This is a genomic window from Thermaurantimonas sp. (assembly GCF_046299575.1).
Lineage (GTDB): Bacteria > Bacteroidota > Bacteroidia > Flavobacteriales > Schleiferiaceae > Thermaurantimonas.
Genome location: NZ_JBKBHX010000003.1, coordinates 1 through 14,046, shown reverse-complemented (window position 1 = coordinate 14,046; position 14,046 = coordinate 1). Strand labels below are relative to the sequence as shown.

Genomic DNA, 14,046 nt, shown 5'->3' with positions numbered 1-14,046 from the left:
GATAGTCACCAAAAAAAAGCCATCCCTAATCCCACCCGAGCGCCAACCGTCGGCTGAGCTTCCTGTAACTGGCTTACCACCGGAAATTGGCCAAAGAATTGGAAGATCAATTTTTGATAGTAAACATCCATCCCGGTGGTTAGAAGTATGTATTTGCCACCAGTATTTTCTTTCGTGTAACCATATTCTGTGTCTTTTTCGAGATATTCGAATTGCCCTCCCAGGATTGGTAAGACGGCTATGTGAGGACTTACTTGCCACCAGTAGAAGGCCGAGCCGCTTGCCACTACTGCGTTTCCCATTCTGTATTGAAGTTCATTGGCCAGCTGATGTCGATATTGAACATCGGTTTGAAATCCGAAATTTTTAAAACGGAGGATATACAGGTTTTGGAATATAAAACTCCATGCTCCCGAGCCAACTTGAATAGGCAATGGAAACATTCGGCGACCACTGTCGCGCTGCATATACTTACCAGTGGGCAGTTTAACTCCACCGCCTACAAACCAAATATGTCTCAAAAGTTTGGTTGGATCAGCGCCTTGATTGATTACTTGGTGCAGGGCATTCAGCTGAATATCGCCCACACCAGCCAGCCACTCGTTGTAACCATTTTCATAGCTTCTCACGTTCACTTTGTAAGGCAAAAAAGTGAAAACTTGCAACTTATCAGTCATATAGTAGCGAAGCCATAGATCTGCTGAATGATAGAAGTCGGTCTTGAGGAGTTGACCATCGGTAGAATTTAATAGGGTGGCCGGATGGTGAAAGCTGCTATGTAAGTAGCGAAGACCTAAGAGGTTTTTTTGAAACTGAGGAAGAACGCCTAGATAGCCGCCACCCACGCCACAGCCGCATATGTCACAGCCTTGATGAATTTTTGGAACTGTAAAAAGGGCAATTAGTAAAGCGAAGAATTTGTATCGTAATTTCATTTTGCTTTAGGTTCTGAATACATGGGATTGGCTAAAAGGCTAAAGTCTGATAAGGTGTGTAGGAAAGTAATTATTTTTTCCTTGTCGTCTTCTGAGAGAGGTAGGCCATTTTTAAGCTTAGGGTCGGTGAAAGGTGGTGCTGGTTTGTTTTTGCCTAAGTCGGCGTAGTGATCGAGCACTGCTTGCAAGGAATTAAATCGCCCGTCGTGCATGTACGGCCGGGTGAGTGTAACATTTCGTAAGGAGGGTGTTCTGAACTTTTGAAAGTCAGCTGAGTCGAGCGTAATGTGATATCGACCCTCTTCTTTACCGTTCCATTCTAAGCCATTGCTTCTGAAAGCATAATCAGTTTGTAAAGCACCAGAGTGGCAAGTGGCACAGTGTTTTTCAAAGAGTTTAAGTCCGGCCAGTTCGTCGGCAGTAAGCTGAGCCTTGCCTTGCAGGTAGCGGTCGTATTTAGAATTAGCCGAAATAATTGCCCCTTGAAACTGCGTGAGAGCATACAAAAAGTCGCGAGCTGAAATTTCAGAGGTTCCAAATACCTTTTTGAAGAGTCCGGGATACTCAGGATGATTGCGCAACCTGCGAAGTGCTTCGGCCATGGAGATGTCCATTTCATCGTGATTGAGCAGCGGGGCTGTGGGTTGCATCTCGATGTGGTTAATGCCACCGTCCCAGTGAAAAAAGGGAGCGAAGATGAGGTTAAAAGTCGGCAGGGCATTACGGGTGCCGATGCGCCCAAACACTCCGGTGCTTACGGACTGATTGTGATCGGCAAAGGCGTGTACTTGCGCATGACAGGTGCCGCATGAGATGCTGCTGTCAGCTGATAAGATGGGATCGTAGAAGAGTTTGCGACCGAGTTCAAAACCATTACGGGTCAGTCTATTTTGCTCAAACTTATATCGAGGAGTGGGGAAGTAAGAAGGGATATCTAAGGTTAGCTCATTCTGTTCAGGGTCTTTAAGTATGTCTTTTTGGCAAGAAACGAAAATGAGTAGTGCCAATAGCACGAAAACTTTCACATTCATAGTAACGACTCATTAAATATTCGGTTCGGAACTTAAAATGTGTTCCGAACCGAATCAATTACTTGAGAAAATTAGTTGTGAATATGGTCGAAAGTGATTCCGCCTTGAAAATTGGTGGCCATTGTTACAGCCATAGGCCCGGGAGCGTGAATTTTGCTCACGTCAGCAAGCATAATGCCTCCATGCCAAAATCTAGCAGCATTTACCATCAGATGGATGGATGGTACTGCGTCTTTGCGCACCATGAGGGTGGCACCATTAAAGTTGATTGTTCGGCCGCGGATTGCATTAAATTGACCTGAAAATCCGCCGATGTGGTAGGCGAAATCGCCAGTAGGCGAGTTGGGAGAGGTGCCTTCGGCTTTTATGAAGATATATCCTGTATTCCAGCTCCAGAACATGCCATGTTCAGGACTAAGAGCCCCCACCTGAGCACCTGAGGTATTGCGAAGGCTGTCAACGCCTAAGAGGAAACTTACTTCTACATAGTCGCCAACCGGAACTTTTGGAATGGAGATTACGGCTTCTGGCTTTTGACGTGCATCTACGATATAGTAGCTCTCGGGCTGTACCCATTCTGTGCCGTCAGCTTTTTTGAGCTTAATATTAGAAATGTAATATTTAAGAGTTGTAAAGGTCATTTTTTGACCAGAGGGGTGGGTCATTTCTTGATTAAGGGCAAAGGGTGCCATATTAGCTCCCCAAACGTGTTCGAATTTGATTTCAACTGTTCCGGTTTGTTCAGCCGGATTTTCATCGTTTTTGTTTTCTTTAGTACAAGCAAACAGTGTAGCCGCCAAGGCAATTAGAAATAGTTTTTTCATTATATAATGCGTTATTGTTGGTTAATAAAATCCTTTAGCAGATTGAATGTGAATGTAAAAGCTATCAAAATGAGACATGGAAAATATCAACCAACGGTTGGCGGCTTTTCAAGCTTACTTATGACGTTCTGAGGGAGAAAGGCTTTGTAATGATAGTGGTTTGTTTTCTTTATAAATAAGAGAGGGACTTCGGGAAGGAGTGAATCATTTTCAGTACAGTAAAAAAGAGGGATAATGTTTTCAATTGGAGGAAGAAGGGGTTTGGAAGGCTCATTATCTTGACTTTCAAGCGATAGCTCTTCACTAAGTTTACACAATCCATTACAGATGATTTCTGTATTGTCTCGATTCTTACATTGAATTTTATACCTCTCAAGCTCCAAAAAATAAGAAGAAAGCTTAAATGCACCGATTAGTGCGGGCATCATAAGTGCGAATTGTATAAAATAGACGAGAGCTCTCTTCATTTCCCTTTGCAGTTGCAAATTTAATGATGGCTGTAGTTTGAAATTGTGTGATTGATGTCATTAAATTACAATCATCGTGAAATGTTCTGGAAGGGTGACAAGGTTAAAAAATAAGAAAAAGCATAAATTAAACTTGAAAAGTTCATTGTTGATTAAAGACCATGGTGGTAAAAAGGTTGAAAAAAACTGTTTTCTAGTAGGATATATCACATGCGCGAAAGCGCTGAATTACAGTAGAATAAGGCGCTGCAGAAGCACGGGAGTGAAGATGTCCTGAAGTGACTGGCAACTTACAAAGTCAGATATCGCAGCCTCGTCTGAACAAACCGATGTGAAGGCTTTATTATGCCTCATACCATAGGCTCACTTAATTAAAATGAAAAGACAAAACGGACTTGTAGTCGGTTGTGGTGTTGATTGTGGCTGTGTAGTGTACATTAGCCGCATGTAATTTTCGCAGAATCTTTATGAGAAAATCGTTTTTTGTAATTAGTTCTTTGTTAATTTTTGGATGGGTACACGCTCAAAACGGAAAACCTTCAAGGACTACTACTCAGCAAAAAAGACCAGAGACCAACCGAGAAATTCGACAATACGATGTAACAATATCGCTATATGAGTACCGGGATGGGCTGATACCGGTAGAGGTGCGTGTACCGGCGATGCGTCAAGATACGGTGATTTACAGCATGCCGGCCATTGTGCCGGGTACTTATAAAATATATGACTTTGGCCGCTTTGTGAGTGACTTACAAGCCTACGATGCGCAGGGTATGCCGCTGCAGGTGATTAAATCGAGTGTAAATCAATGGAAAATCTATCCGGGCAGCAAGCTTTCTACCATTCGCTATAAGGCGAAGGAGACCTTCAGCGATGAGTCAGGCAAGCGGATTTTTGAGCCGGCAGGCTCTGATTATAAAGATTCTGTTTTTTTGATGAATCTGTTTACTAGCATTGGTTATGTAGAGGGGCAACACCAAATGCCGTATCGCCTTACGGTTAAGAGACCTTCGTATCTCTATGGTGCTACTTCGCTGCCTGTAATAAGCAGAGGTAAGGATCAAGATGTATTTCAGGGCAAGAATTACTTTCAAATTCACGATAATCCAATCTTGTACGCCGTGCCCGATACGGCTTCTGTACGTGTGAAAAATGCCATCATTTCAGTAGCCGTATACAGTCCAAATAATGAGGTAAACGCCCGAAAAGCCATTGATGAAATGAAAGCGATCTTCGAAGCAGCAGCCGATTATTTGGGTGGCATTTTGCCTACCGATGTTTACACTGTATTGCTTTATCTGTCCTCTCCTGAAAACATTTTTGGTGCCGGCTTTGGGGCCTTGGAGCACGAAACTTCAACGGTGCTCTATATGCCTGAGTTTGATGGGGAGGAGTTTTATCGTTACATGAACGACATTGTGGCGCATGAATTCTTACACATCGTGACTCCCTTAACATTGAGAAGTCAATATGTGCACAATTTTGATTTCAGTCATCCGAAGATGTCGAAACACCTTTGGCTCTACGAGGGGGTCACGGAGTATACCTCGCAACTGATTCAAGTGAGGAGCGGTCTCATCGACGTAAGAGACTTTCTGGAAAGGATGCGCGAAAAAATTGTGGCTATGGATAATTTTAATAAATATGTGCCTATTACTACGAGCTCAAAATATGCGCTCGATGTGTACGAAGACCAATATCTGAATGTATATAATAAGGGTGCTGTGCTGGCCATGTGCCTCGATCTAAAGTTGAGGAGCTTATCGAATGGAGAGAATGGTTTGGGAGACGTTATCCACAAACTTCAGAAAACCTATGGTCGAGATACTTTCTTTGTAGATGAAGACTTTTTTGACGTCTTTGCTGCGCACTCTTTTCCGGAGATGAAGGAGTTTTTTGCTCGTTACTTCGATGCTGCTGAACCTCTGCCGCTTGAGGAATTGCTCAAGTTGTCTGGAATAACTTATAAACCTACCTATTCAAAACGCCTTCCTTCGTTTGGCGGCATCAGGCTTAATTACAACGATGAGCGCAAAACAATTTATGTGTCAGACACCGACGATCTCGATGAGTTTGGTAAGGCATTAGGGCTAAAGCAGGGCGATGAAATTCTTTCCATTCAAGGAATGCCCTTAACCATTGAGACCTTTGAATCTACAGTAATGAACTATTTTAACAATACCAAAGAAGGTGACCTTGTGACCTTTGAAATCAATCGCCCTGGTAAGAAGAACAAATACAAAAAAATAATGCTTAAGGCTAAAGCGGTATTGCTCACCATCGAGCAGGAGCATTACCTTGAACCTTCTGAAAACATCACAGAAAAAGAAGTAGAATTTCGTTTAAAATGGTTGAATCAATGAGATGGAAGAGAATTTTAGTTGTTTCAGCGATTTCACTTACTATTGTTACCTGTAAATCTGTAAAAACAGATTCCGCTGGAGCTTACACAAAATCAGAAAAGCAGGTAATTCCTGGTTTTGATATATCACTACTAGAACCAAAATATTCACCTTGCGAAGACTTTTATCAGTACACCACAGCTCGGTGGATGGAGCGAAATCCGATTCCGGAGAGTGAATCGAGATGGGGATCGTTTAACATTTTAATTGAAAAGAACAACGAGCGATTGTATCAGATCTTGCAAGAATACAGCAATAAAAATGTGCCTTCTGAAAAATACTCTGCCCGGCAGCTGTGTGCCGATTTTTACGCTGCTGCTATGGACAGTGCTACCATAGAGTCCAAGGCTACCGTTGAAATAGAACCCTTGCTGAGTCTGACAAATCAGATAACAAATGTCAAAACGCTTGTTGATTGGTTTACCTACGCCATGAAGGTAGGCATTCGAATTCCATTTTACATGGGAGTGCGCACCGATGCAAAGAATCCCGAGCGCTACATCGTGTATTGGGGGCAATCGGGTCTTTCGCTGCCCGATCGCGACAATTATTTGCGCACCGATAGCGTTACCCTCTACCAGCAGCAGGAGTACAAAAAGTTTCTTGCTGATTTCTTTGCACTACATGGTGTTAGAAAGCCACAGCTAGCGACTGAAATGAGCGAAGCTGTATATTCCATTGAGACAGAACTGGCACGCCTTCACATGGCTCGACAGGACATGCGCAGACCTGAGCTCACATACAACAAAATGATCATATCAGAGGCCAATCGATTGACCTCACATCTAAAGCCGGGTGAATTCCTTCGCCAATTTGGGGTAACGACCGATTCCATCGTTATAACCCACGTGAATTATTTAAAAGCTCTTGATTCAGTACTCCTGAAATTTAAACCTGAGCAATGGCGTGCTTATGCCGTTTGGAAAACCTATGAAGCCTATATCGATGCACTGCCTTATGCTTTTGTAAAGAGACATTTCGACTTCTTCTCAGGGGTACTTTATGGCACTCAAACGATGAAACCTCGCTGGAAGCGCGTATTGGCCAAAATGAACGATGGACTTTCGGAGCCTCTTGGCCGTCTCTTTGCTGAGCGCTATTTCTCCCCTGAGGCCAAGGCCGATGTAGAGTTGATGGTCGAAAACATCCGCGAAGTTTTCCGTCAACGCATCGCAACACGCGATTGGATGACTGAAGAAACCAAGCAAAAAGCGCTCGAAAAGCTCAATGCTTTTACCTACAAAATTGGCTATCCAAATAAGTGGAAGTCGTACGAAGGTCTTGAAATAACTCCGACCAGCTATGTGCGCAACCTGCAGAACATTCGTCAGTATCAGTTTCGCGACAACCTGGGTCGCTTAGGTAAGCCGGTAGACAAGGATGAATGGTTTATGGGCGCACACATAGTCAATGCGTATTACAATCCGACTTTTAATGAGATTGTGTTTCCTGCTGGCATTTTACAGCCTCCTTTTTATGACCCGAAGGCCGATGCCGCCATTAATTACGGAGCCATTGGAGGTGTGATTGGCCACGAGTTCAGCCATGGATTCGACGATCAAGGCCGAAAGTACAATGCCTTCGGACAGCTGAGTAACTGGTGGAATGCTGTGGATTCAGCACAGTTTGAGGCTCGCGCAAGGCTGTTGGCAGAGCATTACAGCATGTACGAACCACTGCCAGGTTATGCAGTAAATGGTAAAATGACCTTGGGAGAAAATATTGCCGACCTGGGAGGTCTTACACTCGCCTATTATGCCTACCAGCGCTATAAGGCTACTCATCCTTCGGGTATGCTAGCTGGTTTTACTCCAGAGCAGCGCGTTTTCCTGGGGTGGGCACAAGTATGGCAAAGCAATGTAACCGATGGCTATCTACGCATTCAGGTTACTACTGACTACCACAGTCCGGCGCGCTATCGCGTAAACGGCCCCATGAGCATGATGAAAGAATTTAGAGAAGCTTGGGGCTGCAAAGAGGGTGATCCAATGGTGAAAGAGGCCGATAAGCGGGTTGTCATTTGGTAATGAAACCATTTGTTTTTCGGGCTAAAGAAATAAAAAGTCCTACTGATATCAGGCAGTTTTCCGTTGAGGAGCTGCCTGAACTCTGTAATGAGCTTAGGCAATATGTAGCTCAAATTCCTACCGATAAAAAGGCACACCTGGAAAGTTCTCTGGGAGTCACCGAGCTAACGGTGGCCTTGCACTATCTTCTCGATACACCAAGGGATCGTTTAATCTGGGATGTTGGCCACCAAATGGCTGTTCATAAAGTGCTTACGGGAAGGGGAGAGGCTATGTATCAATCGCTCAGGCGACTCGATGGCATATCTGGTTTTCCCTCTCCAGCCGAAAGCCCATACGACCTTTTCTACACCGGACATTCCTCTACAAGTATTTCCATGGCTTTAGGGTTGTGGTTGGCCGATAATAATTTTAAAACAGTTGCTGTCATTGGCGATGGAGCGCTTACAGGTGGTCAGGCCTTTGAAGCACTTAACATAGCCGGTGAGTGGAATGCAGACATTCTGGTGATATTAAACGACAATGGACTGTCGATCGATCCTAATGTTGGGGCGCTTAGCGCATTTGGAAAATATAAGGACTTCTTCAGAGCATTGAATTTTTCATACTTAGGTGAAGTAGATGGGAATAATATTCTCGAATTACTCCCTAAATTAAAAGAAGCTATTCAATTACGTGGTCCTCGAATACTGCGCGTGTGTACATGCATCCAACGAATTAAAGTCGAATTCAATACGTCATCGAAGCAACTTCCGATTAGAACTTACTTGCGAAAGGCAATAGAAACTTGTTTACAAGAGCATCCTGATCTTTATGTGTTTAGCCCTGCAATGTTAGCTGGTGCAGGAATAAAAGAATTAAAAGAGAAGTATCCTGATCGAGTGCTCGATACAGGTATTACTGAGCAAGCATGTGTAGGAGTGGCTTCGGGACTGGCAAAAGGCGGTAAAAAGGTGATCGTACACATTTACAGCACCTTTCTTCAAAGAGCAGTTGACCAGCTGATCCATGATGTAGCTTTACAAGGCTTTCCGGTAATGTTTGTAGTTGATCGGGCCGGTTTGGTCGGTGAAGATGGACCCACCCATCACGGTGTATTTGATTTTCAGATACTTTCTACCATACCAGGTCTCAAGGTGTACTTTCCTGACTCGACACATTGCCTCGAAAAAGATATTCAAAACTGGGCAAATTCGCCACATTTGGCCGCACTTCGAATTCCTCGAGATTCTACTGTTACAGATTTTGAAGACGATATTCCTGATTTTATTTGGAACGATGCACCTAACAGCTTGTTGGTCGTAGGTGCACTGTCGCATCAAGCTTATAAGGCTTTTAAGCGCTTAACTGAAAAGGGAGTTCAATTGAATTTTGTTTCTCTCCACTCGCCGGATGCTGTTGAAAACTCCACTTTGCTTGAAAAATTAGCAGGACAAAACTGGCTGTTTATTGCTGAAGAAAATTATTTCACAGGCAGCTTGGCAGAAAAGCTCAGTGCCTCTTTGGTGTTGAAGGCACATGGTGAACGACTACCTAAAATTGTACCTATGACGCTCCCGCATGCCTTTATCACGCATGGTACACCCTCAGAGTTGTTACATTTGACAGGACTGTCATCCGATGGAATTTTTAACACGATTATTCAAAATTTAGAGAATTGAAAATGAAACAAAATCATGTAGTTGAACCCACTTATGCTGTTGAACTTTACAAAGAATTTCACCGCAAGCTAAACGAGCGCGTTCATCGATTTTTTCAGGAAAACCAACTTAGCCCTAAAGGCAACGTCCAGCTATTCGTTAAAGCTTTTGTGTTAATGACTTCTTATCTCTTGCCATTTTTTGTCTTGTTACTTTTTAATGTTTCGACTTTTTGGTTTTATGTACTTTGGTTCATCATGGGCCTTGGTATGGCGGGAGTGGGCATGGGCGTAATGCACGATGGCAATCACGGTGCCTTTTCAAGATACGAAACCGTAAACAAACTTGCCGGCTATTCTATGTTTTTACTTGCTGGTAATGTGATTACCTGGAAAATTCAACACAATATGCTGCATCACACTTTCACGAATGTGCATGGCAAAGATGAAGATGTAGATACAGGTGGATTGATTCGACTGCATCCGGAGCAAGATTGGAAACCGATACATCGCCTTCAACCCTTTTATGCGCCCTTTTTATATGGACTGCTTACGTTGAATTGGCTATTGATAAAAGACTTTGTGCAGCTTCATCGCTATCATCGCGAGGGATTGCTTCGTAGAGCAAACACCACCTATTCAAAAGAACTTGTTATCTTAATTGTGTCAAAGCTCGTTAATTATTTCATATTCATTGCATTGCCCTTTTTAATAATCGATAGAGCCTGGTACGAGATACTTTTGGGAATGTTGCTCATGCATTTTACCGCTGGTATCACGCTGAGCTTTATCTTTCAGATGGCCCATGTGATGCCTGATGTACAGCAGATATCTGACATCTCGAAGAAAAATAAAGTCTGGAGTGTACATCAATTGCAGACTACAGCCAATTTTTCGAGAAACAACCCATTGATTACTTGGTATTTAGGTGGTTTAAATTACCAGATCGAACACCATTTGTTTCCACACATTAGCCATGTTCATTATCCAAAAATTGCCAGCATTGTAAAACAGACAGCAGAGGAGTTTAACATCAAATACCGAGAATATGCGCGTTTTAGCCAGGCGCTCGTTGAGCATTTTAGGTATTTGATCCTACTTAGTAAAAAGCCTGCGTGATGATTTTTTCACTGGTGTATGGTATAGGCATCAGGATATACTACGCAGCTATCTGGCTTGCATCACTTTGGAATTCAAAAGCAAAAGACTGGATTAAAGGTAGAAAAGATTGGCAGAATAAGCTCAAAGCAAACCTTCCTAAAGGTCAAATTTTCTGGATTCACGCATCGTCGCTGGGCGAGTATGAAATGGCCCGGCCTATCATAAAGGCTTTAAAAAATGAAAAGCCTGATATCCATATAGTTTTGAGTTTTTTCTCACCATCAGGCTTCAATCATTTTAAAGACGAAGGTCTTGTATCTGTTAAGTTTTATTTACCGCTAGACACTCCGGGCAATGCCGAAAGCTTATTGGGTATAGTAAAACCCAAAGCTGTTCTGTTTATCAAGTATGAGTTTTGGCCGAATCTTTTAAAAACGATTATTGCTCAGAAAATTCCCTTGTTTTTCGCCGGTGTAGTCTTTAGATCGGATCAATGGTTTTGGAATATACCGGCAAATCCAGTTTTAAAAATTCTGAAAAGTTGTACCGCTATAATGGTTCAGAATGAGCAATCCATTGAACTGGCTCAGCAGTATGGACTTACCACCCATCTGTTTTTAACCGGCGATACCCGATTTGATCGCGCAAGGGAAGTAAGCCTTTCGGCCTATTCAAATTCATTGGTCGAAAATTTTAGAGAGAATTACTACACGATAATCGTCGGTAGCAGCTGGAGTGGCGATGAAGAGAGATATGTTCCATTAATTCACAAATACCCACGATGGCGCTGGATTATTACTCCGCACGATGTTTCGGAATCAAATGTGCAGCGATTGGCTAAAACTCTTTCGGTTCCTGCAGCACTCTTTACTCAAACCCAAGATTCGGAGATTGCTGAAAAAAGAGTTTTACTCATTGATACCGTCGGTTATTTGTCGCGGTTGTACCGATATGCTGATGTAGCTTTAGTAGGAGGGGCTTTTGGCTCAGGGCTTCACAACATTGTTGAGGCCCTTGCATACGGAATTCCTGTACTTTTTGGCCCCAGGCACCATAAATTTTGGGAGGCAGAAGAAGCCATTTCTCAACAATTTGCTCATTCCTACAAAACTTCAGCTGAATTGGAGAAATGGCTTCTTCATTACGAAAATGCTCAGTTGCGCTACAGTGTCAAAGAGCACATCGATCGCTGGTTCACAAAATACACGGATGCTACATCCAGAGTGATAAAGATCCTTAAGGCGAAAGAGGGATTTTAGTTCAGCGTTTCACGTAAATTAATTTTTCTTCTATCGGCAGAATTCTGCCTATTGGTTCTACAGGAAATTGAGTGAAGCCGTGTTTTTTTAGTGCAGTTGCGAATGTATCGGCAGTATGTTCATCTACAGCAATGAGAAGTCCGCCGTTTGTTTGAGGGTCGTTGAGCCATGCAAATGCTTCAGGTAGAGGGCAGTCGATGTACTGAGCGTAGCTGTTCCAATTTCTGAAGGTGTTATCCGGCAAGATGAATTCCTGGATGTACTGCGCAGCTTCTGCGATTTTAGGTATTTTATCAAAATACACTTCAGCACTCACCCCGGAGGCTTTACACATTTCAATTAAATGTCCATAAAGTCCAAAGCCGGTAACATCAGTCACTGCATGCACGCCATCTATAGAACTCAATTCTGCTCCGATAGCATTCAGTTCAGTAGCCACTTGCAGGAGGGCATAGTATCCACTTTCGATCAGTTTTCCCCTTTTCAGAGCTGTACTGAGTATGCCAGTACCAAGAGGTTTTGTAAGAAATAGTACATCACCAATAGTTGCCCCGGCATTTTTCATAATTTTCAGCGGATGAACTGTGCCCGTTACAGAAAGCCCAAAGGCTATTTCTTTAATATTGATAGAATGTCCCCCTGCTAAAGGGATATGCGCCTTATCACATACCTTTTTTGCACCTTCTAAAACTTTAGCCGCCTGCTCTGCTGGCAGTTCTTCTACAGGCCAGCAAAGCAAGGCATTGGCCATCAATGGTTTACCGCCCATCGCATACACATCGCTCAAGGCGTTTGCAGCTGCGATTTGTCCAAAAACATAGGGATCATCCACTATGGGAGTAAAAAAGTCAACTGTTTGAACGAGTGCCCATTCGTCGTTGATTTTTAAAACAGAAGCGTCGTCAGATGCATCATTACCTACTAAAAGATTCGGAAAAGAATGCACATCCAAACGCACATCTTTTAAAATTTCTTCCAGCTTAGAGGGATGTATTTTGCAGCCACATCCCGATCCGCTGCTGAAGTGAGTTAGTCGTTTTTCCATAGTTTCATGCTCAAATCAAACAGTTTAGAGATGCTTTCATCAATATTGTTCCAGTCAAAAGGAACAAACAGTACAGTAGAGTTTCGTTTTTCGAGGTCATATTGATAGGTTTTGTCATAGTATGGAAGAACTGTGTCTAGCCATTTATTTAAATCTTTATTATGCAAGGCATTAAGTGCTGAGTTCATTCGTTCATTTCCGAGGCGTTTTTGCAGTTTGCGTGTTGCTTCAGATAAGGCTATTGTGTCATATTTTCCATATTCATCTAAAACTCGCCGTTTTCGAATTGATTCAGGGACTTCTACTACTACAGTTGGCGCTTTTATAAGTTGATCAAATAGCGCGTCAGGAATTTTGAGTCTTCCGATTTTCCTGCTTTCATTTTCTACCCAGATAGGTTTCAAATCGTGATATCGAAATAGTTGTATTGCTATTAGATTTTCAAAATGCTCGTTTGTAGGCTGAGGAGGCATGTCGATATGGCCAAAAGCACTACCGCGATGAGAGGCTAAATGCTCTAAATCCAGAACTTTCTCCCCTTTTGTCATTAATATGCGCAAAATTTCAGTTTTGCCCGATCCGGTCATTCCACCAAGTACGATGAAAGAATGTGGAGCTTCAAAGTATTTCAATGCCCAATTTCTAAAGGCTTTGTAACCTCCTTTCAGTACATATACTTCGTAATCAGCCAGATGCATCATCCATGCTAAGATGTTTGAGCGCATACCTCCGCGCCAGCAATAGATGAGCAACTTCTTTTCTTTACCTGCTTTTTGTTGTAATGATTTGAATTTTTCAAAAAAGAGTGGCCCAACTAATTTAAAACCAAGTTCTACTGCTGCTTCGCGTCCCATTTGCTTGTAAGCGGTGCCCACCGCAGCCCTGTGCTCATCGTTTAATAGAGGAATATTATAGCTGCCCGGAATATGGCCGACAGAATATTCACTTTCACTTCTTGCATCGATCGTAGGGAATCCCATTTCAATTAAGTTCAGGAAGTCTCCAATTTCAACTTCTCGTATCATCTTTCAATTATTTGGATTCCAAGACACTTCGCTGTTTCACGTATGCAAATATGGGCTTTAGGGGCGTAATTTGTGGGTTTAACAAAATAGGTTAGAGATATATCGCTTTTATACCTTAAATGGCTGAATTGCAAGGTGACTTTTCATTGCGCATTGCATAAACGAGAATAGGTCATTTAATAGGCTGTTGTAAGGTTTTGAATTTCAATCTACAATAACTCTCTCAAAAAATTTTTTCAGAGCACTTGTACAGAAGAGATATGAGTATTTACCTTTGCAGCCCGTTTTTTG

General features: G+C 42.7%; 12 protein-coding genes. 5 read left to right on the top strand and 7 right to left on the bottom strand.

Annotated elements, in window-relative coordinates; translation table 11 throughout:
* Positions 1-5: 5 nt before the first annotated feature.
* The 5 genes from ACK4EX_RS05070 to ACK4EX_RS05050 all read right to left on the bottom strand — a co-directional run bounded on the left by ACK4EX_RS05070 (position 6) and on the right by ACK4EX_RS05050 (position 3,611).
* Positions 6-935, bottom strand: a complete 930-nt coding sequence (locus ACK4EX_RS05070) for a hypothetical protein (RefSeq protein ID WP_409770410.1) — start codon at positions 933-935, stop codon at positions 6-8.
* Positions 932-1,966 (bottom strand): cytochrome-c peroxidase, encoded by a 1,035-nt coding sequence (locus ACK4EX_RS05065; protein ID WP_409770409.1) that lies wholly within the window; start codon positions 1,964-1,966, stop codon positions 932-934. Before ACK4EX_RS05065 ends, ACK4EX_RS05070 begins: the two co-directional genes overlap by 4 nt.
* 71 nt (positions 1,967-2,037) lie before the next feature.
* On the bottom strand, positions 2,038-2,790 hold the full coding sequence (locus ACK4EX_RS05060) for an MbnP family protein (protein ID WP_409770407.1): 753 nt from the start codon (positions 2,788-2,790) through the stop codon (positions 2,038-2,040).
* Positions 2,791-2,876: 86 nt separating this feature from the next.
* Entirely contained in the window at positions 2,877-3,218 is a 342-nt protein-coding gene (locus ACK4EX_RS05055; protein WP_409770405.1) for a hypothetical protein, read from the bottom strand.
* Positions 3,219-3,485: 267 nt separating this feature from the next.
* A complete protein-coding gene (locus tag ACK4EX_RS05050; protein ID WP_409770403.1) occupies positions 3,486-3,611 on the bottom strand; it encodes a hypothetical protein in 126 nt (41 codons plus the stop codon).
* 113 nt (positions 3,612-3,724) lie between these two features.
* On the opposite strand from ACK4EX_RS05050, the gene ACK4EX_RS05045 reads away from it, so the two are divergent.
* The 5 genes from ACK4EX_RS05045 to ACK4EX_RS05025 are packed head-to-tail and all read left to right on the top strand — an operon-like array spanning position 3,725 to position 11,685.
* The gene (locus ACK4EX_RS05045) at positions 3,725-5,620 is read left to right on the top strand and encodes a hypothetical protein (RefSeq protein WP_409770402.1); all 1,896 of its coding nucleotides are present in this window, start codon (positions 3,725-3,727) and stop codon (positions 5,618-5,620) included.
* On the top strand, positions 5,617-7,686 hold the full coding sequence (locus ACK4EX_RS05040; protein WP_409770399.1) for a M13 family metallopeptidase: 2,070 nt from the start codon (positions 5,617-5,619) through the stop codon (positions 7,684-7,686). Before ACK4EX_RS05045 ends, ACK4EX_RS05040 begins: the two co-directional genes overlap by 4 nt.
* On the top strand, positions 7,686-9,347 hold the full coding sequence (locus tag ACK4EX_RS05035) for a 1-deoxy-D-xylulose-5-phosphate synthase N-terminal domain-containing protein (RefSeq protein WP_409770396.1): 1,662 nt from the start codon (positions 7,686-7,688) through the stop codon (positions 9,345-9,347). Before ACK4EX_RS05040 ends, ACK4EX_RS05035 begins: the two co-directional genes overlap by 1 nt.
* 2 nt (positions 9,348-9,349) lie before the next feature.
* A complete protein-coding gene (locus ACK4EX_RS05030) occupies positions 9,350-10,444 on the top strand; it encodes a fatty acid desaturase family protein (protein WP_409770395.1) in 1,095 nt (364 codons plus the stop codon).
* On the top strand, positions 10,444-11,685 hold the full coding sequence (locus ACK4EX_RS05025; RefSeq protein WP_409770392.1) for a 3-deoxy-D-manno-octulosonic acid transferase: 1,242 nt from the start codon (positions 10,444-10,446) through the stop codon (positions 11,683-11,685). Before ACK4EX_RS05030 ends, ACK4EX_RS05025 begins: the two co-directional genes overlap by 1 nt.
* A 1-nt stretch (position 11,686) precedes the next feature.
* Here ACK4EX_RS05025 and selD read toward each other — a convergent pair whose 3' ends face one another.
* A complete protein-coding gene (selD, locus tag ACK4EX_RS05020) occupies positions 11,687-12,730 on the bottom strand; it encodes a selenide, water dikinase SelD (protein WP_409770390.1) in 1,044 nt (347 codons plus the stop codon).
* A complete protein-coding gene (gene mnmH, locus ACK4EX_RS05015; protein WP_409770388.1) occupies positions 12,715-13,755 on the bottom strand; it encodes a tRNA 2-selenouridine(34) synthase MnmH in 1,041 nt (346 codons plus the stop codon). Before mnmH ends, selD begins: the two co-directional genes overlap by 16 nt.
* Between the last annotated feature and the right edge of the window lie 291 nt (positions 13,756-14,046).